The 21359-nt window shown below is 67.3% G+C and carries 19 protein-coding genes and 1 pseudogene; 13 read left to right on the top strand and 7 right to left on the bottom strand.

What is annotated here, in order from left to right; translation table 11 throughout:
• The 8 genes and pseudogenes from AC1DYX_RS12720 to AC1DYX_RS12685 form a co-directional block, all read left to right on the top strand.
• Window positions 1-297, top strand: a 297-nt coding sequence (locus AC1DYX_RS12720) for a hypothetical protein (RefSeq protein ID WP_477259230.1), incomplete at its 5' end; no start/stop codon positions are given.
• Window positions 298-696: 399 nt separating this feature from the next.
• The gene (gene hutU / locus AC1DYX_RS12715; RefSeq protein ID WP_477259229.1) at window positions 697-2415 is read left to right on the top strand and encodes a urocanate hydratase; all 1719 of its coding nucleotides are present in this window, start codon (window positions 697-699) and stop codon (window positions 2413-2415) included.
• 15 nt (window positions 2416-2430) lie between these two features.
• Window positions 2431-3975 carry a histidine ammonia-lyase gene (hutH, locus tag AC1DYX_RS12710; protein WP_477259227.1) on the top strand — a complete coding sequence of 515 codons (1545 nt, stop codon included), beginning with the start codon at window positions 2431-2433 and terminating at the stop codon, window positions 3973-3975.
• A gap of 25 nt (window positions 3976-4000) precedes the next feature.
• Window positions 4001-4801: an N-formylglutamate deformylase gene (gene hutG / locus AC1DYX_RS12705; RefSeq protein WP_477259225.1), complete on the top strand. Its 801-nt coding sequence runs from the start codon at window positions 4001-4003 to the stop codon at window positions 4799-4801.
• Window positions 4759-6171: pseudogene (locus AC1DYX_RS12700) on the top strand (formimidoylglutamate deiminase); the annotation flags it as partial. The gene hutG and the pseudogene AC1DYX_RS12700, both read left to right, overlap by 43 nt.
• 54 nt (window positions 6172-6225) lie before the next feature.
• Entirely contained in the window at window positions 6226-6843 is a 618-nt protein-coding gene (locus AC1DYX_RS12695) for a HutD/Ves family protein (protein WP_477259223.1), read from the top strand.
• Entirely contained in the window at window positions 6836-8074 is a 1239-nt protein-coding gene (hutI, locus tag AC1DYX_RS12690) for an imidazolonepropionase (protein ID WP_477259221.1), read from the top strand. Before AC1DYX_RS12695 ends, hutI begins: the two co-directional genes overlap by 8 nt.
• 130 nt (window positions 8075-8204) lie before the next feature.
• Window positions 8205-9785 (top strand): ABC transporter permease/substrate-binding protein, encoded by a 1581-nt coding sequence (locus AC1DYX_RS12685; RefSeq protein WP_477259219.1) that lies wholly within the window; start codon window positions 8205-8207, stop codon window positions 9783-9785.
• 6 nt (window positions 9786-9791) lie between these two features.
• On the opposite strand, the gene AC1DYX_RS12680 is transcribed toward AC1DYX_RS12685, so the two are convergent.
• The 6 genes from AC1DYX_RS12680 to AC1DYX_RS12655 all read right to left on the bottom strand — a co-directional run bounded on the left by AC1DYX_RS12680 (window position 9792) and on the right by AC1DYX_RS12655 (window position 13620).
• Window positions 9792-9980: a hypothetical protein gene (locus tag AC1DYX_RS12680; protein ID WP_477259217.1), complete on the bottom strand. Its 189-nt coding sequence runs from the start codon at window positions 9978-9980 to the stop codon at window positions 9792-9794.
• Window positions 9981-10223: 243 nt separating this feature from the next.
• Window positions 10224-10715: an N-acetyltransferase family protein gene (locus AC1DYX_RS12675; protein WP_477259215.1), complete on the bottom strand. Its 492-nt coding sequence runs from the start codon at window positions 10713-10715 to the stop codon at window positions 10224-10226.
• On the bottom strand, window positions 10712-11650 hold the full coding sequence (locus tag AC1DYX_RS12670; protein ID WP_477259214.1) for a DMT family transporter: 939 nt from the start codon (window positions 11648-11650) through the stop codon (window positions 10712-10714). Before AC1DYX_RS12670 ends, AC1DYX_RS12675 begins: the two co-directional genes overlap by 4 nt.
• Window positions 11651-11696: 46 nt before the next feature.
• Window positions 11697-12152, bottom strand: a complete 456-nt coding sequence (locus AC1DYX_RS12665) for an outer membrane lipoprotein (protein ID WP_477259212.1) — start codon at window positions 12150-12152, stop codon at window positions 11697-11699.
• 16 nt (window positions 12153-12168) lie between these two features.
• Entirely contained in the window at window positions 12169-12606 is a 438-nt protein-coding gene (locus tag AC1DYX_RS12660) for an Mpo1 family 2-hydroxy fatty acid dioxygenase (RefSeq protein WP_477259210.1), read from the bottom strand.
• Between the two features lie 51 nt (window positions 12607-12657).
• Window positions 12658-13620 carry a LysR family transcriptional regulator gene (locus AC1DYX_RS12655; RefSeq protein ID WP_477259208.1) on the bottom strand — a complete coding sequence of 321 codons (963 nt, stop codon included), beginning with the start codon at window positions 13618-13620 and terminating at the stop codon, window positions 12658-12660.
• Window positions 13621-13867: 247 nt separating this feature from the next.
• Between AC1DYX_RS12655 and AC1DYX_RS12650 the strand changes: the two genes are divergently transcribed.
• From AC1DYX_RS12650 to AC1DYX_RS12630, 5 genes are all read left to right on the top strand, one after another.
• Complete coding sequence (locus AC1DYX_RS12650; protein WP_477259206.1) at window positions 13868-14095, top strand: hypothetical protein; 228 nt, start codon at window positions 13868-13870, stop codon at window positions 14093-14095.
• Window positions 14092-14952 (top strand): alpha/beta hydrolase, encoded by an 861-nt coding sequence (locus tag AC1DYX_RS12645; RefSeq protein ID WP_477259204.1) that lies wholly within the window; start codon window positions 14092-14094, stop codon window positions 14950-14952. The genes AC1DYX_RS12650 and AC1DYX_RS12645 overlap by 4 nt, the downstream gene beginning before the upstream one ends.
• Before the next feature lie 142 nt (window positions 14953-15094).
• Window positions 15095-16306, top strand: a complete 1212-nt coding sequence (locus tag AC1DYX_RS12640; RefSeq protein WP_477259202.1) for an efflux RND transporter periplasmic adaptor subunit — start codon at window positions 15095-15097, stop codon at window positions 16304-16306.
• 27 nt (window positions 16307-16333) lie between these two features.
• Window positions 16334-19549 (top strand): efflux RND transporter permease subunit, encoded by a 3216-nt coding sequence (locus AC1DYX_RS12635; RefSeq protein WP_477259200.1) that lies wholly within the window; start codon window positions 16334-16336, stop codon window positions 19547-19549.
• Between the two features lies 1 nt (window position 19550).
• Entirely contained in the window at window positions 19551-21044 is a 1494-nt protein-coding gene (locus AC1DYX_RS12630; protein ID WP_477259198.1) for an efflux transporter outer membrane subunit, read from the top strand.
• Between the two features lie 84 nt (window positions 21045-21128).
• On the opposite strand, the gene AC1DYX_RS12625 is transcribed toward AC1DYX_RS12630, so the two are convergent.
• A partial coding sequence (locus AC1DYX_RS12625) for a LytTR family DNA-binding domain-containing protein (RefSeq protein ID WP_477259196.1) occupies window positions 21129-21359 on the bottom strand: 231 nt, incomplete at its 5' end.

Raw genomic sequence — 21359 nt, 5'->3', positions numbered from 1 at the left:
CCGTGGAGCGCCCTCGTACTGCGTCACGATGCCTTTTCCACCGAGGGCTATACCAAGCTGACTTTCGTCATCAACGGCGGCAAGGATGGCAATCAGCCCTTGATGATCAGGGCCTGGGCGGGCGGCAAGGCGATCGATGCCAACTACACCATCCAGCCCAAGGCCAAGACCTGGGCCGTCGTCGAAGTGCCGCTGAAAGACCTCAACGCGGCCGGCAAGACCATCGACGCCATCTCGTGGCAGGGCCAGGCCGACCCGTATTCGGCCTACTACATCGCGCGCATCCAGTTCGAATAAATGCGCCGGGCTGCCCGGCTCCGGGCAGCCCCTCTCCTGCCGCCGGACGCGCGCCCGCGCACGGATGGTAGTGACTATTTCACAAATTTCGCTACACTCTGCTTCTGTCGTCGAACCTGACCCCGGTTCATCCACAACCAGAACGGAGACCCCGATGCGCCTGCGCCACACGCCTGCCAGGCCCCTGACATATTCCCTGTCGGCCCTGGCCCTCGTCCCCATGCCCGCTTTCGTACCCTGTCCCCGGTAAGTGCCCGGTAGACGGACGCATCCTGTGCGCGCATGGTCGTCACTATGGCAAACGGCACGAAATGGATTGACGTAGTTGTATAGACAACTTAGACTTTCTGGAAAGCGGGACGGCGTTCCGTCCCGCGTTTCCTTTTCGAGGAGTCTGTCATGAACCAAGCTTCTCCCACCGGGGATCCGCGTTTCGACCCCAGCCGCGTCATCCGCGCCCCGCGCGGCAGCCAGCTCAGTTGCAAGAGCTGGCTGACCGAGGCGGCGTACCGCATGCTGCAGAACAACCTGGACGTGGAGGTCGCGGAAAACCCGCAAGCCCGCGTGGTCTATGGCGGCATCGGCCGCGCGGCGCGCGACTGGGCCTGCTTCGACCAGATCCTCGCGTCGCTGCGCGAGCTGGACGATGACCAGACCCTGCTGATCCAGTCGGGCAAGCCGGTCGGCATCTTCCAGACCCACCCCGACGCCCCGCGCGTGCTGCTGGCGAACTCGAACCTCGTGCCGAAATGGGCGACGTGGGAGCATTTCAACGAACTCGATCGCAAGGGCCTGTTCATGTTCGGCCAGATGACGGCCGGCAGCTGGATCTACATCGGCACCCAGGGCATCGTGCAGGGCACGTACGAGACCTTCGCCGAAGCGGGCCGCCAGCGTTTCGGCGGCAGTCACGACGGAACCATGGCGGGCCGGTGGATCCTGACGGCGGGCCTGGGCGGCATGGGCGGCGCGCAGCCGCTGGCCGCGACGTTCGCCGGCGCCGTGTCGCTCACCGTCGAATGCCGGCAGAGCAGCATCGACTTCCGCCTGCGCACCCGCTACCTGGACAAGCAGGCGAAGGATATCGACGAGGCGCTGGCCATGGTCAAGGCCCATACGGAACGCCAGGAAGCCGTCTCCATCGGCCTGCTCGGCAATGCGGCCGACGTCCTGCCCGAACTCGTGCGCCGTGCAAAAGAAGGTGGACTCGTGCCCGACCTCGTCACGGACCAGACGTCGGCCCATGACCTGATCCACGGCTACCTGCCGGGCGGCTGGACCATCGAACGCTGGCTGGACGCGCAGCGCGACCCGGCGCAGCATGCGGCCCTCACGCAGGCCGCGGCGGCATCCTGCGCGGCGCACGTGCAGGCCATCCTCGATTTCAAGGCGCTGGGCGCGCACGCCGTCGACTACGGCAACAACATCCGCCAGGTCGCGTTCGACCAGGGCGTGAAGAATGCCTTCGACTTCCCCGGCTTCGTTCCCGCCTACATCCGCCCGCAGTTCTGCGAAGGACGCGGCCCGTTCCGCTGGGTGGCGCTGTCCGGCGACCCGGAAGACATCCATAAAACCGACGCGAAGATCAAGGAACTGTTCCCGCACCACGCGCGCGTGCACCGCTGGCTCGACATGGCGCGCGACCGCATCGCTTTCCAGGGGCTGCCGGCGCGCATCTGCTGGCTGGGCCTCGGCGAGCGCCATCTCGCCGGCCTCGCGTTCAACGAGATGGTGCGCACGGGCGAGTTGAAAGCGCCGATCGTGATCGGACGCGACCACCTGGACACCGGCTCCGTCGCCAGCCCGAACCGCGAGACGGAAGCCATGCGCGACGGCACCGACGCCGTGTCCGACTGGCCGCTGCTGAACGCCATGCTGAACACGGCCGGCGGCGCGACGTGGGTCTCGCTGCACCATGGCGGCGGCGTGGGCATGGGCTATTCGCAGCATGCGGGCGTTGTCATCGTCGCGGACGGCACCGAGGCCGCCGATAAACGCCTGGCGCGGGTGCTCGTCAACGACTGCGCAACGGGCGTGATGCGCCATGCGGATGCCGGCTACGAACTCGCGATCGAGACCGCGAAACGCTTCGGCCTGCGCCTCCCGATGATCAAGTAAGACAGAATCGACACCATGAACCAAGACGACCACCACCTGATCCTGCAACCGGGCGCCTTGTCGCTGTCCGACCTGCGCGCCGCCTGGCAGGCGCCCGGCACGCTCGCGCTCACCCCCGAGGCCTATGCGGCCATCGAGACGTCGGCGGCGACCGTGCAGGCCATCGTCGCCAAGGGCGATCCGGCGTACGGCATCAACACGGGTTTCGGCCTGCTGGCCAAACGGCACATCCCGCAGGCCCAGCTGGAGCAATTGCAGCAGAACCTGATCCTGTCGCACGCGGTGGGCACCGGCGAGCTGTTGCCGGACCACGTCGTGCGCCTGATCCTGCTCGCCAAGATCGGCAGTCTCGCGCGCGGTTATTCCGGCGTGCGGCCGCTGATCGTCGATACGCTGGTCGCGTTGTACAACGCCGGCATCATGCCCGCGATCCCGTGCCAGGGTTCGGTGGGCGCGTCCGGCGACCTCGCGCCGCTGGCGCACATGACGCTCGCCATGCTGGGCGTCGGCCAGGTGCGCATGCGCGGCGAATTGATGGATGCGCAGCGCGCGCTGGCGGCGGCCGGCATCGAACCGGTCGTGCTGGCGGCAAAGGAGGGGCTCGCGCTGATCAACGGCACGCAGGTGTCGACGGCGCTGGCCCTGCACGGCCTGTTCCTGGCCGAGCGCCTGCTGGAGGCGGCGATGGTGACGGGCGGCCTGTCGCTGGACGCCGCGCGCGGCAGCGACGCCCCGTTCGACCCGCGCGTGCACGCCGTGCGCGGCCAGCCGGGCCAGATCGCGGCGGCGAAGATCTACCGCGAACTGGTGGCCGGCAGCGCGATCCGCGCATCGCACCTCGTCGGCGACGAGCGCGTGCAGGATCCGTACAGCCTGCGTTGCCAGCCGCAGGTGATGGGCGCCGTGATGGACCTGATCGCCCAGGCTGGCCGGACACTCCTCATCGAGGCCAACGCCGTGACGGACAATCCGCTCGTCTTCCCCGAATCGGGTGAGGTGATCTCTGGCGGTAATTTCCATGCGGAACCAGTCGCGTTCGCCGCCGACACGCTGGCTCTGGCCATCGCCGAGATCGGCGCGCTGGCCGAACGCCGCATCGCGCTGCTGATCGACTCCACCCTGTCCGGGCTGCCACCTTTCCTCGTGCGTGACCCGGGCGTGAATTCCGGCTTCATGATCGCGCACGTCACGGCGGCCGCGCTGGCATCGGAAAACAAGTCGCTGGCGCATCCGGCCAGCGTCGACAGCCTGCCGACGTCCGCGAACCAGGAAGACCACGTCAGCATGGCGACGTTCGCTGCGCGCCGTCTCGGCCAGATGGCGCACAATACGGGTGTCATCGTCGGCATCGAACTGCTGGCGGCGGCGCAGGGAATCGAATTCCACCGCCCGCTGACCAGCTCTGGTCATCTGGAACATGTGCATGCACAATTGCGCAAACGGGTGAAGGCGTTCGACGAAGACCGGTTCTTCGCGCCGGACATCGAAGCGGCGCGCCAGATGGTGATGGAAGGCGAGCTGTCGGCCGCATGCAAGGACTTGTTCGCCGCACTGCACTGAGCGGTATCACTGAGCAGGAGTCACGATGGATTTCAGGTTCAAGGCAGGTTCGGTGCCGCTGCTGCTGTCGATGCCGCATGCCGGCACCGATATTCCCGACGAGGTCGCGGCGGACATGGCGCCGTGCGCGCTGGTCCGGGCCGACACGGACTGGCACCTCCCCGACCTGTACGCGTTCGCGGACAGCCTCGGCGCATCGATGCTGTCGGCACGCTGGTCGCGCTACGTCATCGACCTGAATCGCCCCCCCGAGGACACGAATTTGTACCCCGGCCAGGACACGACGGGCCTGTGCCCGGTCGACACGTTCGGGCGCGAACGCCTGTACCAGCCCGGTCGTGAACCGGACGCGAACAAAGTCGAACGGCGCCTGGAGCGCTACTGGCGCCCGTACCACCAGCAGCTGCGCGCGGAACTCGATCGCCTGCTCGCGCTGCATGGCACGGTGGTGCTGTGGGATGCGCATTCGATCGCGTCCGTCGTCCCGCGCTTCTTCGACGGCCGCCTGCCCGACCTGAATTTCGGCACGGCCGACGGCAAATCCTGCTCGCTGCAGCTGCAGGGCGAGATGATGCGCGTGGCGGAATCGCAGGACCACTTTTCCTTCGTCTTCAACGGCCGCTTCAAGGGCGGCCACATCACGCGCTTCTACGGCGATCCGGCCGCCGGCGTGCACGCGATCCAGCTCGAGATGTCTCAATGTCTGTACATGGAGGAGGCGCCGCCGTTCGCCTACCTGCCCGACGTCGCCGGCAGGGTGCAGCCGCTGCTGCGCGAGTTGCTGGATGCGGCGATCGCGTGGGCCCGCGCCGGAGGCCACGCATGAACGCCCTGTTCGCGCGCCACGCCCTGCTGGCCGGCGGCTGGCACCGGGACGTACTGCTCGAATGGGATGTGCGCGGCGACCTGACGAAGGTCGCGCCGGACGCGTCCCCGCCGCTCGGCGTGGCGCGCGTGGACTACGTCCTGCCGGGCATGATCAACCTGCATTCGCACGCATTCCAGCGCGCCCTCGGCGGGCTGGCCGAGCGGGCAGGAGGTGGTCCCGGCAATGCGCCGGACAGCTTCTGGACGTGGCGCGAACTGATGTACCGCGTCGCCAACCGCATCACGCCCGAGCAGATGGAAACCGTCGCCGCGCAGCTGTATGCGGAATGCCTGCGCCACGGTTACACGGCCGTCTGCGAATTCCATTACCTGCAGCGGGCGCCGGGCGGCCATGTCTACGGCCACCCGGCCGAGACGGCGCAGCGCATCGCCCAGGCCGCGCGCGAATCCGGCATCGGCGTCACGCTGCTGCCCGTGCTGTACGCCCATGCCGGCTTCGGCGACACCCCGCTGAAGGACGAGCAGGAGCGCTTCCGCACCGATCCGGCCCAGGTGCTGAGCATCGTCGAGGCGCTGGCGCCGCTGCGCGGGCCGCAACTGGAAGTGGGCGCGGCGCCGCATTCGCTGCGCGCGGTGGCGGCCGGCCAGTTGCGCGAGTTGGTGCAGGGGTTGCCGGCCGACCGGCCGCTGCACATCCACGTGGCGGAGCAGCAGCTCGAAGTGGCGCAATGCGTGGAGGCCACCGGCATGCGCCCCGTCGATTACCTGATGCAGCAGGCCGACGTGGACGCGCGCTGGTGCCTCGTGCACGCGACGCATCTGTCGGACGGCGAGCGCGACCGGCTCGCGGCCAGCGGCGCCGTCGCGGGACTGTGTCCGACGACGGAAGCGAACCTGGGCGACGGCCTGTTCCCGCTGGCGCCCTATATCGCGGCCGGCGGACGCTTCGGCATCGGCAGCGACAGCCACGTGTCGCAGAGTCCCGTGGAAGAGCTGCGCTGGCTCGAGTATGGCCAGCGCCTCGCGCATCAGCGCCGCAACATCGCCGTGCGCGGCGCCGAGCGCAGCGTCGCCGACTTCCTGTGGACGCAGGCGCTGGAAGGTGGCGCGCAGGCGGCCGGGCGCCGCGTCGGCACGCTGGCACCGGGTCGGCGCGCCGACCTGCTCGTGCTGGACAGTGCCCACCCGAACCTGGACGGCGTGCCGCCGCACGAGGTGCTGGGCCGCTTCCTGTTCAGCGGCAACGACAATCTCGTGCGCGACGTGCTGGCCGGCGGCCACTGGGTGGTGCAGGCCGGCCGCCACAAGGCGCAGGACGCGATCGCGCAGCGCTACAAGGCGGCCGTGCGCACCCTGCTCGCCCATTGATCCGCTTATTGATCCGCATACCGTTCCGATGCCAACGACGATGAGGTGCAAGTCATGACGATGTTGATCCCGTTTGCAGGCCTGGCGCCGGTGCCGTGGAAGAACGGCACCGGTAGTACGATCGAGATCGCCGTGTCGCCGCCGGAGGCCGGCTACGACGATTTCGACTGGCGCGTGAGCCTGGCCACGATCGCCGCCGACGGTACGTTCTCTGCGTTCCCCGGCGTCGAGCGCACGCTGGTGCTCGTCGAGGGCCCCGGCATGACGCTCGACATCGACGGCGACCCCGTGCTGCTCTCGAAGGCCGAGCCGGTCGCCGCCTTCGATGGCGAGTCGCGCGTGGAAGCCAAGCTGAATCGCGGCACCAGCACCGATTTCAACGTGATGACCCGCATGGACCGCTGCTGGCACCGCTTCGGCCGCCGCCGGCTGGACGGCGACGCCACGTTCGTCGCGCGCGCCGACGTCACCGTGCTGTTCCTGGCCGAAGGGGAGAGCCTGGAGCTGTGCAGCGACGACCAGCGCATCAACCTCGTGCGCTTCGACGCCGTCGTGCTCGACCCGGACACGACGTGGAAGCTGCAGGCCGACCAGGGCGTCATCTTCATCGCCGACATCCATTACTACGACGACGAGAACGACCTGCTGGACGAGGACGGCGTCTATGAGTGAGAGCGGGCACGCCGACGTGCTGTTCGCGAACGCGCGGCTGGCCACGCTGGCCCCGCTGGCCAATGGCGATGACTATGGCATCGTCGAGGACGGCGCCGTGGCCGTGCGCGGCGGACGCATCGCCTGGGTCGGCCGGCGTGCCGATGCGCCGCCGGCTCAGGCCGTCCACGATTGCGGCGGCCTGTGGCTGACGCCCGGCCTCGTCGACTGCCACACGCACATCGTCTACGCGGGCAACCGCAGCGACGAATGGGAGGCGCGCCTGAACGGCGCCAGCTACGAAGACATCGCGCGCGCGGGCGGCGGCATCATGTCCACCGTGCACGCCACCCGCGCGGCGTCCGAAGACGCGCTGCTGCGCGCCAGCCTGCCGCGCGTGACGGCCCTGCTGGCGGAAGGCGTTACCCTGCTGGAAATCAAGTCGGGCTACGGTCTCGACCTCGCCTCCGAGGCGAAGATGCTGCGCGTGGCGCGCCGCGTGGGCGACATGCTGCCGGTCGAGGTGTGCACGACCTTCCTCGGCGCGCACGCGCTGCCGCCCGAGTACGCCGGCCGGGCCGACGCCTACATCGACATGCTGTGCGCGGAGATGCTGCCGGCGCTGGCGGCGCAGGGGCTCGTCGATGCCGTCGACGCGTTCTGCGAGCGCATCGGCTTCTCGCCCGACCAGACGGCGCGCGTGTTCGACGTGGCGCGTCGCCTCGGGCTCCCGGTGAAGCTGCATGCGGAGCAGCTCTCGGACCAGGGTGGGGCGGGCCTGGTGGCGCAGTACGGCGGGCTGTCCGCCGACCACCTCGAATGGCTGTCGCCCGACGGCGTGGCCGCCATGGCGCGCGCGGGCACCGTCGCCGTGCTGCTGCCCGGCGCCTATTACTTCCTGCGCGAGACGAAGCTGCCGCCGTTAGCAAGCCTGCGCGACGCCGGCGTACCGATCGCGCTCGCCACCGACTGCAATCCGGGCACGTCGCCCCTGACGTCGCTGCTGCTGGCCATGAACATGGCCTGCACGATGTGGCGCCTGACGCCGCTGGAAGCGCTGCGCGGCGTCACGGTCAACGCGGCACGCGCGCTGGGCCGCACGGATGCCGGCATGCTGGCGCCGGGCCGGCGCGCCGACTTCGCCCTGTGGGACATCGCCCGGCCGGCCGATCTCGCCTACGCGATCGGCGCGAACCCGTGCCGCGGCGTCGTCAATGCCGGCGTGTGGCGTGCTCCCCGGATCGACGCGTAGGGTGGGGTATGTGAGGCCGGGGGCCTCACATACGAACGTGCCCACGCGTAACGTCAACATATCGCATACGTCACGCGTGGGCACAGGGGTGCCCACCCTACGGCTCATCCACAACGCTACCGGAAGCCGCATGTCGAGATTCGCCGCGCTGCTGCTCGCCTGCGCTGCCATGCTGTCGTCTGCACGCGCCGACGACACGGTCCTGCACGTCGGCTCCAAACGGTTCACGGAGTCGTACATCCTCGGCGAGATCCTCACGCAGACGGCCGCGCGCACGGGGCCGGCGGAACACAAACAGGGCCTGGGCAACACGGCCATCGTGCTGGGCGCGCTGCGTTCCGGCGCGATCGACGTCTATCCGGAATACCTGGGCACCATCGACCTGGAGATCCTCAAGAATCCGCAGCCGACGTCGCTGGAGGCCATGCGCACGGCGCTGCGCCCGCTGGGACTGGGCGTGGCCGTGCCGCTGGGCTTTTCCAACGGCTATGCGCTGGCCGTGCGCGGCGATACGGACCTGCGCCGCCTGTCCGACCTGGCGAGCCATCCGGACCTGAGGATCGGCCTGTCGCACGAATTCCTCGGCCGCGCCGACGGTTGGCCGGGCCTCGCGCGGCGCTACGGCCTCGCGCAGCAGCCGCGCGGCCTGGACCACGGCATTGCCTACGAAGCCCTGGCGCAGCGCCAGGTGGACGCCATCGACATCTATTCGACGGATGCCAAGATCCGCCAGTACGGCCTGCGCGTGCTGGACGACGACAAGGCTTATTTTCCGCGCTACGACGCCGTGCTGCTGTACCGGCTCGACGTGCCGCGGCGCTTTCCGCGCGCCTGGGATGCCATCCGGCAGCTGGAGGGCAGCATCAAGGCCGACGACATGATCGCGATGAATGCGGCGGCCGAGCTGGATGGGCAAAGCTTCGTCGCAATTGCCAGCGCCTGGCTCAAGGGTAGGGTGGACGGGTCCCCCGTCCACGCGTCCAACGCAAGCCGAACAGCCGCGCCGCCACCGGTTGAACGCGTGGAGTCGTCCCGGCCGGGGGCCTGGACGACGAAAGCGGCCGTCCACCCTACCGTGCGCGACGGGCTGCTTGCGAAAACCTTCGGCAACGGTTTCCTCGGCCTCGCGCGCCAGCACCTGCTGCTGGTCGTACTGGCCGTCCTGCTGGGCTGCATCGCCGGCATGCCGCTCGGCATCGTGGCCGCGCTCGTGCCGCGCCTGCGCCAGGCCGTGCTGGCCGTGGCCGGCGTCCTGCAGACCGTGCCGTCGCTGGCCCTGCTCGCGATCCTGATCCCGCTGCTCGGCCGCATCGGCACGGTCCCGGCCCTCGTCGCGCTGTGCGCCTATGCGCTGCTGCCCATCGTGCGCAATACGTGCACGGGGCTGCTGCAGGTGCCGTCCGGCCTGCGCACGGCGGCGCTGGCGCTGGGACTGACCCGGTGGCAGGCGCTGCTCCACGTCGAGCTGCCGCTGGCTGCGCCGACCATCCTGGCCGGCGTCAAGACGGCCGCCGTGATGAGCGTCGGCACGGCGACCATCGCCGCCTTCATCGGCGCCGGCGGCTTCGGCGAACGCATCACCACGGGCCTCGCGCTGAACGATAACGACATGCTGCTGGCCGGTGCGATCCCGGCCGCGTTGCTGGCCCTGCTGACCCAGGCGGCCTTCGAGTTGTGCGAGCGCCTGCTGGCGCGCCGGCGCACGGCATGATCTGATCTATAGCGATTGCAGCTTGGAACGGGTGGTAGAGATCGCGCGGTGCAGGATGCGTTCCGCGTGGAAGTCGTTTTCGCGCTGGACGGCGATGGCGTGCAGGCTGCGGGTATAGGTGTCGATCCGGGAACGCAGCCAGGCACGGTAGACCCACCTGGTGATCGACATGCGGATGGTTGTCGGCGTTTTCATGTCCGTGTGTCCTCGTCATTGACCACATTGTCCCGCTCGATGCGTACCTGCATTTGTGATCACTCAATCGGGCCCGGCCGCTAACGGTTGACAGTCTTTTGTTACCGACGTAAGCATTTGTAAGGAACCTGCAAATGCGCGGGAGGGCGGCATATATTGAACCCGTTGGATTCAAGTCTCCCCTCCCCATTCCGACAATGGGTTCACCCACGGCGCTGCCTCGCAGCCCGTGGGTTTTTCTTTTCACGCCCGGGCCAGCGCTTCCAGCGGTGCGCCCGTGACGCGGCAGACGCGCCAGTCGGGCAGGATCTCGGCGCCCATGGACTTGTAGAAATTGATTGCCGGCGTGTTCCAGTCCAGCACCGACCATTCAAAGCGACCGCAACCACGCTCGACGGCCAGGCGCGCCAGATGTTTCAGCATGCGGCTGCCGTAGCCTTTGCCGCGATGCGATTGCTTCACATACAGATCTTCCAGATACAGACCGCGCTTGGTCAGGAAGGTCGAGAAATTGTGGAAGAACAGCGCGAACGTGACGACCTCGCCATCGGCCTCGCCGACGATGGCTTCGCAGGCCGGGTGTGCGCCGAACAGGCCTTCATGCAATTTTTCTTCCGTTGCCACGACGAGGTGCTCGAGCTTTTCGAACACGGCCAGCTCGACGATCATCGCCTGGATGTGGACGACGTCGGCCGGGGTGGCGGGGCGGATGGCGAAGGTGGTATCAAGAATCATGGAGTCGTTTCGATGGCATCGTTGAGGGGAATGGAAGCGGGCTCCGGCGCCGGCGCGCGCAGGGCCCAGGCGACGCTGCCGAGGCAGACGGCCATGCCCAGCCATTCGGTGAGGCCGGGGCGATAGTGTTCGAGGCGGATCGACAGCAGCACGGAGATCACGGGCGTGATGACGCCGATGTACACGGCCTTGTTCGAGCCGATGCGGTTGATCAGCGTGAAGTAGCAGATGAATGCGACGACCGAGCCGAAGAGCGACAGGTGCAGCAGGCCCAGCACGTAACTGGCCGTGCGCGGGATGATGAAGGCCTGGCCCGTCGCGAGGCACCACACGGCGACCATGCACGTGCCCCAGAACATCGACCAGCCCGTCGTGAGCATCAGGTTGTCCGACTCCGCGCGCACCTTGCCGACGACGATGCTGCCGGCCGAGCTGGCGACCGACGCGACGATGCCCACCACGAGGCCCAGGATGAAGTGGCCCTGGCCGCCCTGTTTCAGGTCGTGCAGCGCGTTGCCGATCGCATGCCAGAACAGCAGCGTGACGCCGCCGATCGCGGCCGCGCCGGCGCCCCAGGTGCGGCGCGGGATCGGCGTGCCGAACGCAAGGCGGGAGAGGATCGGCGTCCAGAACACCATCAGTGCGAACAGCACGGCAACGAGGGCGGAGACGACGTATTGCTCGGCGTTGTAGGTACAGACGTACGATAGGGCGAACGTGAAGACACCTTGCAGCAGCGTCCAGCGCTGCACGCGCCAGGGCAGGCGCAGACTGTCGCCGCGCAGCAGGCAGAACGCGAACAGGGTCAGCGATGCGAGGGCGAAGCGGTAGACGACCGAGACGGCGGGCGGGACTTCGCCCAGCTCCAGGGTGATCGCCCAGAAAGTGGATCCCCAGACCAGGGAGGCGATGGTGAACAGGACGTAGGAAGGCATCGCGAAAGTATATGTGCTTTCGCGATTGCCCGTAGGCAGCGCACGCTCAATGCGTCACGCGCGTCGTGTAACCGTTGCTGAGCAGCCGCACGCGCTCGCCGGGCCGGAACATCTCGTCGGCCGCCTGCGTGATGGAGCGCAGTTCGCCATTGTCGAGGCGGACGGTGATTTCGAAGCCGGGTCGGTTGTTGGCCTGGTTTTCCACGCGGTTGCCGATGATGCCGCCGGCGACGGCGCCGATGATGCCCACGGCGGCCGAGCCATTGCCCTGGCCGACCTGGGAACCGCCCAGGCCGCCCAGCGCGGCACCGGCCATCGTGCCGACGCCGGATTCCGGGTTGGCAATGGTCACGTTGCGTACGGATTCCACGGTGCCGAGGCGCACCGTCTGTTCATTCATCGTCTGGTGGCTGCTGTAGACGCTGCCCGAGTTGGACGGGCCCGCGCACGCGGCGAGCAGGGCGCCCAGCGGGACGAGGGCGAGGATGGCGATTCGTTTCATGTTCACCTCCAAAGCGTTAATAAGCGACATGGAGACGACGATACAGGAATCCCAGTACGAACAGCGGACCGATCAACAGGAAGCGCAGGTCGTCGAAGAACGACGGCTTCCTGCCTTCGATCTTGTGGCCGATGAATTGTCCGATCCACGCGACGACGAAGATCGCGATCGACAGCGGCAGCACGGTGTACGGCGGCATCAGCGCGAGCACACCCAGCATCACGGCGCTCATCAAGAGCATGCCCAGCGCGAACGGTGGCGACAGCCGGACGTAATACACCAGGGCCGCGCTGCACGCCGCGACGGCGAGCGCCGGATGGATGCTCCACAGGATGCCCAGCAGCGTGAACACGATGACGGGTACGCAGACGACATGGATCAGCTCATTGGTCGGATGGCGGTGGCTGTCGCCGTACTGGTCGAGCAGCAGGTCGATGGTGCGTGGCTGGGGCATCGCGTCTCCTGTACGTTATTGCTTATTGTGATGCCGATTCTACACCGGTGCCTACGCCGTGAGCGGCACCGGCACCGGTGCCGCCGCCTGCGCACGCGGCATCGCCCCCATGTGCATGTACGGGTTCGCCGCAAACAGTTCGGCCACCCATTCGACGAACACGCGCACCTTGGCGGACAGGTGGCGGTTCTGCGGATACACGACGTGGATCGGCACCGGATCGCTGTGCCAGTCCGGCAGCACCTGCACCATGCGCCCGGTGGCGACGTGCTTGTCGACCAGGTAGTCCGTCATCTGGATGATGCCCAGGCCCGCCAGTCCCGCTTCCATATAGGCATTCGAATCGTTCAGCGCGATCACGCCGCGCATCGGCACCTCGATGCGTTCGTCGCCGCGGTTGAAATCCCAGTCGAAGATCTTGCCCGTCTTGGCCGAGAAATAATTCACGCAGCGGTGGCGCTCGAGGTCGCGCGGGTGCTGGGGCAGGCCGTGGCGCGCGATGTAGGCGGGCGATGCGGCCGTGAGGAAGTTGACGACGCCGACGCGCCGCGCGATCAGGCTTGTGTCGCCCAGTGCGCCGCCGCGCACGGCGCAGTCGACGCCTTCCTCGACGAGGTCCACGGGACGGTCGGAACTGCCCAGCTCCAGCATGATGTCGGGATAGCGCTCGAAGAAGTCGGGCAGGGCAGGTACGAGGATCTCGCTCGACAACCCCGTCGGCGCGTCGACGCGCAGCCGGCCGCTGGGCGACAGGCGCGTGCGCGACAGCGATTCCTCGGCGTCGCGCACGTCGGACAGGATGCGCAGGCAGCGCTCGTAATAGGCGGCACCGTCCGTCGTCACCGTCACCTGGCGCGTCGTCCGGTGCAGCAGCTTGGCCGACAGCGCCGCCTCGAGCGCCTGCACGAGCGTCGACACCGTCGCCTTGGGCAGGTTCATCATCTCGGCCGCCCTCGTAAAGCTGCCGGCGTCGACGACCTGCACGAAGACTTCCATCGCTTGTAGCTTGTTCATGACACAACCTTGCTGTTCAGAATACCCGGATGGGCATCATGTATATCGTGAGTATGTATGATTGTTCAAGGATCTGAACAATCGATTCGTAAATGAGGTATTTATTGGATTGTAGATGAAGACTATAGTGTCGGTACGGTAGTCGATATCTTAATTATTAAACCCAACGAAGGGACCTCGAGAAACCGTCGCGAGCGGCAACAGTGCAACGCGCAGCAGGTTTATCGACGTCCCGCGGGAGAGGATCATGAAAGCGCATCGTGATGGCATCGCGGCAGTGTTCGGGCTGATACTCGGCGTAGCGGCCATGGCAGGCACGGTACTCACCGACGAGTACGCGCATGCGGCCGGCGCGGAGGCGCGCGGCTACGATGCGCTGTTCCACGTCGTCGCGACCGGCGAGCAATGCGATGCGACCGCGATCCCGTCCGTCCTGATGGCGGCCAACAAGGTGAACCACGGGGTGCGCCGATGAGCGCAGCACGCAAGCCGGACGACGGCCATACGCTGGCGGTGCGCGACCTGCAGGTCGTGGGGGCGGAAGGTCCGTTGGCGGGGCGTCTGTACAAGGCTGCGGTCGACGACAAGCGCGACGTGTTGATCGTATTCTTCCACGGCGGCGGCTTCGTCGACGGCGACCTGGAAGATGCCGATCCGTTCCTGCGCCACCTGTCGGAGGCGAGCGGTTACCCGGTCGTGCTGTCGTCGACCTATACGCTGGCGACGGTGAAGCCGTTCCCCGCCGCCGCCGAGGATGCGCATGCCGTACTGATCTGGGCAAAGAAGAACAAGACCAAGCTCGGCTGGACAGGCAAGCGCATGCTCGTGGCGGGCATCGAGGCCGGTGCGAACCTCGCCGCAGTGTGCGCCCTGATGGCGCGCGACCGCGGGGCGCCGCGGCTGGCCGGCCAGATCCTGTTGATGCCGATGCTGGACCCGGGACTGTCGACCTGCTCGATGCGCGAGATGCCGACGAGCCCCGACAAGGCCAAGGTGTTCGACGAATGCGCTGCAGCCTACCGCGGCTACCTGCCGCACGCGGCCGACCGCAGCCATCCGTATGCATCACCGTTGCAGTCGAGTCGTTTGAAGAACCTGCCGCCGGCGTTGATCCTGTCGATCGAGGACGACCCGCTGCGCGACGAGGCGGAAGCCTATGGCGGCAAACTGATCCAGTCGGGCGTGCCGACGACGGTCAGGCGCCTGCAGGCGGCACAACGCCTGCAGGAACCGAATGCACGCGACACGTGTGCCTGTCGAAGCCACGCGCTTTCCGAGATCGCCAATTTCATTGCCGGTCTCGACGAGGACGAGCCGCCGGCCAGCTGTTGATCCTGCGGATCGCATGATCTACCTGCCGAATTCATAACAACGTGCCCGCGAGGCGCGGGGGACCTGTCTTTTCCTGAAAAAGCCTGGGAAGGACCGTTTTCGTCCAATCATTAATAAATAGTCAATAACGGAGGGCAAACCAATGAAAACGATTCAACAATTCCAGATGGCCGTGCGACCCGTCGTGCTGGCGCTGGGCGCTGCCGGCATCGCCGCACTGATCTCCGGTTGCTCCGACGCGACCGGCAAAGCGGCTGAGGCACAGACGCAGGAACAGGCCGGCCCGCCGGTGTCGGCCGCCGCCGTGCTCGAGAAGCCGGTCGCGGAAACCCAGGAATTCTCGGGCCGCCTGGAAGCCATCGAGCACGTCGAAATCCGCCCGCGCGTGTCCGGCTACATCACCGCCGTCAACTTCAAGCCGGGCGCCGAAGTCAAAAAGGGCGACGTGCTGTTCGTGATCGATCCGCGTCCCTACCAGGCGGAAGCCGAGCGTGCCGAAGCGGCCGCGAAATCGGCCCGCGCCAAGGCCGAACTGGCCCGCACCGAACTGGCCCGCGCCGAGCGCCTGCTGGGCGACAAGGCGATCGCCCAGCGTGAATACGACGCGAGCCTGTCCAGCCAGAAGGAACTCGACGCTTCGGCCCGCGCCGCGGAAGCGCAGGCCGCCGCCGCACGCCTGAACCTGTCGTACACCCGCGTCATCGCGCCAATCAACGGCCGCGTGTCGAAGGCCGAGATCACCCTCGGCAACCTGGTCGACGCATCGGCCGTGCTGACGTCCGTGGTGTCGCTGGACCGCATCTATGCGAGCTTCGACGGCGACGAAGAGACCTATCTGCGCGTCGCGAAGGAAGCGCACGACGGCCAGGCGGTGCCGGTGAAGGTGGGCCTCGTCAACGAGGATGGCTTCCCGCACGAGGGCAAGCTGGAATTCGTCGACAACCAGCTCGACTCGCAGACCGGCTCCGTGCGCATGCGCGCGACGTTCGAGAACCGCGACCGCAGCATGGCCCCCGGCCTGTTCGCCCGCGTGCAGATCGGCGGCGGCGCCACGAAGCCGGCCCTCCTGATCACGGACCGCGCGGTGGGCACGGACCAGAACCACAAATTCGTGTTCGTCGTCGGTGCGGACGGCAAGGCCGAGTACCGCGAAGTGAAGCTCGGTCCCGTCGTCGACGGCCTGCGCGTCGTGCGCGCCGGCCTGAAACCGGGCGAGAAGATCGTCGTCAATGGCCTGCAGCGCGTGCGTCCGGGCTCGCCCATCACGGCGCAGCTGGTGCCGATGGTCGCTTCGCTGGAGACGGCCAAGCCGCCGGCGAAGGACGCGAAGCTGGCGCTGGCTGACACCAAGTAAGTCCAAAGAATTCGAAGGACAAGAACAATGAACATCTCACGCTTTTTCGTCGACAAGCCGATCTTCGCGGCCGTGCTGTCGGTGCTGGTCTTCGTGGCCGGCCTCATCTCGATCTTCGAGTTGCCGATCTCCGAGTACCCGGACGTCGTGCCGCCCTCCGTGGTGGTGCGCGCCCAGTACCCGGGCGCCAACCCGAAGGTCATCGCGGAAACCGTCGCGACGCCGCTTGAGCAGGAAATCAACGGCGTCGAAAACATGCTGTACATGACGTCGCAGAACACCTCGGACGGCGCGCTGATGCTCACGGTAACCTTCAAGATCGGCACCAACGTCGATCAGGCCGAGACCGCGGTGCAGAACCGCGTCCAGCGCGCGCTGCCGCGCCTGCCGGACGAGGTGCGCCAGATCGGCGTCACCACGGTCAAGAGCTCGCCCAACATCACGATGGTGGTCCACCTGCGCTCGCCGGACGGCCGCTATGACGACCTGTACCTGCGCAACTATGCGACCCTGAACGTCAAGGACGAACTGGCACGCATCAACGGCATGGGCGAAGTCGCGCTGTTCGGTTCGGGCGACTACGCCATGCGCGTCTGGCTCGATCCGCAGAAGGTCGCCGCCCGCAACCTGACCGCCAGCGACGTCGTGAACGCGATCCGCGAGCAGAACGTGCAGGTGGCGGCCGGCGTCGTCGGCCAGGGGCCGGCCAAGGGCGCGGACTTCCAGCTGACCGTGAACACGCAGGGCCGCCTGCAATCGGTCGAGGAGTTCGGCAACATCGTCATCAAGACCAATGCCGACGGCGCGACCACGCTGCTGAAGGACGTCGCGCGTCTCGAGATGGGCTCGAACTCGTACGCCCTGCGCGCCCTGCTGGACAACCAGTCGGCGGTGGCCATCCCCATCTTCCAGGCGCCGAACGCCAACGCGCTGCAACTGTCGTCCGACGTGCGCGCCAAGATGAAGGAGCTGTCGAAAGATTTCCCGGAAGGCGTCGAATACAGCATTGTGTACGACCCGACCCAATTCGTGCGTGAGTCGATCGACTCCGTGATCCACACGCTGCTGGAAGCGGTGATCCTGGTGGCCATCGTCGTCATCGTGTTCCTGCAGACCTGGCGCGCCTCGGTGATCCCGCTCTTGGCCGTGCCGGTATCCGTCGTCGGCACGTTCGCGGTGATGCTCGCCTGCGGCTTCTCGATCAACACGCTGTCGCTGTTCGGCCTCGTGCTCGCGATCGGTATCGTCGTGGACGACGCGATCGTCGTGGTGGAAAACGTCGAGCGCAACATCGCCAACGGCCTGAACCCGCATGATGCGACCGTACAGGCGATGAAGGAAGTCTCGGGCCCGATCATCGCGATCGCCCTCGTGCTGTGCGCCGTGTTCATCCCGATCGCCTTCGTGTCGGGCCTGACCGGCCAGTTCTACCGCCAGTTCGCGCTGACCATCGCCATCTCGACCGTGATCTCCGCGTTCTCGTCGCTCACGCTGGCGCCGGCGCTGTCGGCCGCGCTGCTGCAGTCGCACCACGCGCCGAAGGACCGCCTGACCCGCATCATGGATGCCGTGTTCGGCCGCTTCTTCGCCGCCTTCAACCGCTTCTTCGGCCGCTCGTCGCATGGTTACGAAAGTGGCGTGAAGGGTGTCCTGAAGCGCAAGAGCGCCGCCCTCGGCGTGTACGTGCTGCTCGCCATCGCCGGCATCTTCATGTTCAGGGCCGTGCCGCCGGGCTTCGTGCCGTCGCAGGACAAGGCCTACCTGATCGGCTTCGCACAACTGCCGGACGCCGCCTCGCTCGACCGCACGGACGCCGTGATCCGCAAGATGTCCGACGTGGCCAAGCAAATCCCGGGCGTGGAATCGTCGGTTGCGTTCCCGGGCCTGTCGATCAACGGCTTCACCAATGCGCCGAACGCCGGCATCGTGTTCACCACCTTGAAACCGTTCGACGAACGTACCGGCAAGGCGCAGAGCGCCGACGCGATCGCCGCCGAGATCAACAAGCGCATGGGTGCGATCGAGGATGCATTCGTGATGGTGCTGTCGCCTCCGCCGGTGAACGGCCTGGGCACGACCGGCGGTTTCAAGATGATGATCGAGGACCGCGCCGGCGTCGGCTACGACGAGCTGTACAAGGCCGTGCAGGCCATCCAGGCCAAGGCTGCCACGGACAAGCGCCTGATGGGCGTGTTCTCGGGCTACCAGATCAACGTGCCGCAACTGTTCGCCGACGTCGACCGCGTGAAGGCCAAGCAGCTGGGCGTGCCGCTGGCCGAGATCAACCAGACCTTGCAGATCAACCTGGGCTCGCTGTACGTGAACGACTTCAACCAGTTCGGCCGCACGTACCAGGTGCGCGTGCAGGCGGATGCGCAATTCCGTTCGCAGCGCGAGCAGATCGCGCAGCTGAAGGTCCGCAACGACAAGGGCGAGATGATCCCGCTGTCCTCGCTCATGAAGGTCCGCGACACCTACGGACCTGATCGCGTGCAGCGCTACAACGGCTACGTCGCCGCCGAGCTGAATGGCGGCCCGGCACCGGGCGTGTCGTCGGGCCAGGCCCAGGCCGCGATGGAGGAAATCGTCAAGGCCACGCTGCCGAAAGGGATCTCGTACGAATGGACCGACCTGACGTACCAGGACATCCTGGCCGGTAACACCATGATCTACGTGTTCCCGCTGTGCGTGCTGCTCGTGTTCCTCGTGCTCGCCGCGCAGTACGAAAGCTGGACCCTGCCGCTGGCCGTGATCCTGATCGTGCCGATGTCGATCCTGTGCGCCCTGATCGGTGTGAAGCTCACCGGCGGCGACAACAATATCTTCACGCAGATCGCCCTGTTCGTGCTGGTGGGTCTCGCATCGAAGAACGCAATCCTGATCGTGGAATTCGCGCTGGAGCTGGAGCACCATGGCCGCAGCATCGTGGCCGCCGCGCTGGAGGCCTGCCGCCTGCGCCTGCGTCCGATCCTGATGACGTCGATCGCGTTCATCATGGGCGTGGTGCCGCTGGTGCTGTCGCACGGCGCCGGCGCCGAGATGCGCCACGCGATGGGTGTCGCCGTGTTCGCCGGCATGCTGGGCGTGACGTTCTTCGGCCTGTTCCTGACGCCGGTGTTCTACGTCCTGCTGCGCACCCTGGCCAAGCGTTTCGAAAAGCCGAAGCACGTGGCGGAGCATGCGCCTGCCCATGGCCATGGCGCGCTGCCGCTGGACGACACGCCTGCACTGGAAGGAAACTGACATGGACATCAAATCGACGATGGCGCGCGGCGTAGCGCCCATGCTGGCAGCGCTGCTGCTGGCGGCCTGCACCACGCCCGAATTCAGGCAGCCGGCGGTCGCCACGCCGGCCACTTTTAAAGAGAACCGCACGGCGGCGGAAGCAGTGCAGCGCGCGCCGGACGGCAGCACGTGGAAGGCGGCGCAGCCGGCCGAAGCGCAGCCGCGCGGCGAATGGTGGAAAGTGTTCCACGCCCCCGCGCTCGACGCGCTCGTTGCCGATGCGACGGCCAACAACCAGAACCTGGCCGTGGCCGCGGCGCGCGTGAAGCAGGCAAGGGCCATCGCCGGTATCGCGGAAGCCGATCGCATCCCGCAGGTCGGCGTCGACGTCGGCGCGCAGCGCACGCGCCTGTCTCCGATCGAAGCCCCGCAGGCGCCCGGCACGCCGGTCGCGCCCACCAACGTCTACCACGCGCGGCTGACGGCCAGCTACGAGGTCGACCTGTTCGGCCGCGTCTCGGCCAACGTCGCCGCCGCGCGCGGCGACGCGGCGACCGTCGAGGCGACGTTCCGCTCGGTGCTGCTGTCGCTGCAGGCCGACGTGGCGCAGCTGTACTTCCGGCTGTGCGCACTGGACGCGGAGCTGGACACGGTCAACCGCACCGTCGCGCTGCGCGAGGAAAGCGTGCGCATCACTGGCCGCCGCTTCGAGCTGGGCGACATCGGCGAGTTCGACCTGTCGCGCGCGAAGACGGAGCTGTCGACCGCGCGCGCCGAGGCGATCGGCGTGCAGAGACAGCGCGCCGACGCCGAGCACGCGCTGGCCGTTCTGCTGGGCAAAGCGCCGGCGGACTTCACGGCGGCCGTCAACCCGCTCGGCACGGAACCGCTGCCGGCGATTCCCGTCGGCCTGCCGTCCGCGTTGCTGGAGCGCCGTCCCGACATCGCCAGCGCCCAGCGCGCGATGGAAGCGGCGAATGCCCGCATCGGCGTCGCACGCTCCGCGATGTTCCCCGCGCTCGACATCAGCGCAGCCGCCGGCGGCGTTGGCACCAGTTTCACCGACGTCTTCAAGTGGAGCAGCCGCTCGTGGCTGCTGGGCGCCGCACTCGGCATGCCGCTGATCGACGGCGGCCGCAACCGCGCCAACGTCGTGCGCAGCGAAGCCGCGCTGGACGAAGCGGTCGGCGCCTACCGCCAGAGCGTCTTGAACGCGTTCGCCGAAGTCGAGGACAATCTGGCGGCCGCTCGCGTGCTGGCGGGGCAGGGCGCGGAACTGGACGCCGCCGTACTGTCGGCGCGGCGCTCGGCCGACCTCGCGCAAAAGCTGTACGACGCGGGCCGCGGCAGCTACCTCGACGTGTTGGACGCACAGCGTAACTTGGCCAACGTCGAACGCAGCGCCGTGCAACTGCGCGGCGACCGGGCGCTGACGACCGTCGCGCTGATCCGCGCGCTGGGCGGCGGCTGGGATTCCCCGGCACGGGACGACATGGTGCCGGTACGCAATTAAACTCCATTGAAGCAAAAGCGTGACTGCGGCGCCCTAGACTTTCAACATCTAGTTTCCACGCGCGCCTGAGTTAATAGTCGTGCGCTAGCATGTTACGCTTGCGCCTTGGCGCTGACGTGAAGGTATGCGTGGGGACGAGATTGTAGCGTACGGCGCCAGCCATGATCGCCATGGCGTGTCGTGACGGTAATTCTGACGCGCAAGGCCGCGCAGGTCGCGCTTGACCTCGGCGATGGCGTCCACGCGCACGAGCGCGGAGCGGTGGATGCGCCAGAACTCGTCCGGGTCGAGCTCGTCCAGCAATTCCTTCAATGT

The sequence above is a fragment of the Massilia sp. P2_C2 genome (genome assembly GCF_056404615.1).
Note: the sequence above shows the minus strand (reverse complement) of the source record. Positions and strands in the feature narration are given on the sequence as shown.

Coding starts and splice junctions, on each gene's coding strand:
- hutU (WP_477259229.1), top strand. CDS start 697: ATGAACCAAGCTTCTCCCACCGGGGATCCGCGTTTCGACCCCAGCCGC.
- hutH (WP_477259227.1), top strand. CDS start 2,431: ATGAACCAAGACGACCACCACCTGATCCTGCAACCGGGCGCCTTGTCG.
- hutG (WP_477259225.1), top strand. CDS start 4,001: ATGGATTTCAGGTTCAAGGCAGGTTCGGTGCCGCTGCTGCTGTCGATG.
- AC1DYX_RS12695 (WP_477259223.1), top strand. CDS start 6,226: ATGACGATGTTGATCCCGTTTGCAGGCCTGGCGCCGGTGCCGTGGAAG.
- hutI (WP_477259221.1), top strand. CDS start 6,836: ATGAGTGAGAGCGGGCACGCCGACGTGCTGTTCGCGAACGCGCGGCTG.
- AC1DYX_RS12685 (WP_477259219.1), top strand. CDS start 8,205: ATGTCGAGATTCGCCGCGCTGCTGCTCGCCTGCGCTGCCATGCTGTCG.
- AC1DYX_RS12680 (WP_477259217.1), bottom strand. CDS start 9,980: ATGAAAACGCCGACAACCATCCGCATGTCGATCACCAGGTGGGTCTAC.
- AC1DYX_RS12675 (WP_477259215.1), bottom strand. CDS start 10,715: ATGATTCTTGATACCACCTTCGCCATCCGCCCCGCCACCCCGGCCGAC.
- AC1DYX_RS12670 (WP_477259214.1), bottom strand. CDS start 11,650: ATGCCTTCCTACGTCCTGTTCACCATCGCCTCCCTGGTCTGGGGATCC.
- AC1DYX_RS12665 (WP_477259212.1), bottom strand. CDS start 12,152: ATGAAACGAATCGCCATCCTCGCCCTCGTCCCGCTGGGCGCCCTGCTC.
- AC1DYX_RS12660 (WP_477259210.1), bottom strand. CDS start 12,606: ATGCCCCAGCCACGCACCATCGACCTGCTGCTCGACCAGTACGGCGAC.
- AC1DYX_RS12655 (WP_477259208.1), bottom strand. CDS start 13,620: ATGAACAAGCTACAAGCGATGGAAGTCTTCGTGCAGGTCGTCGACGCC.
- AC1DYX_RS12650 (WP_477259206.1), top strand. CDS start 13,868: ATGAAAGCGCATCGTGATGGCATCGCGGCAGTGTTCGGGCTGATACTC.
- AC1DYX_RS12645 (WP_477259204.1), top strand. CDS start 14,092: ATGAGCGCAGCACGCAAGCCGGACGACGGCCATACGCTGGCGGTGCGC.
- AC1DYX_RS12640 (WP_477259202.1), top strand. CDS start 15,095: ATGAAAACGATTCAACAATTCCAGATGGCCGTGCGACCCGTCGTGCTG.
- AC1DYX_RS12635 (WP_477259200.1), top strand. CDS start 16,334: ATGAACATCTCACGCTTTTTCGTCGACAAGCCGATCTTCGCGGCCGTG.
- AC1DYX_RS12630 (WP_477259198.1), top strand. CDS start 19,551: ATGGACATCAAATCGACGATGGCGCGCGGCGTAGCGCCCATGCTGGCA.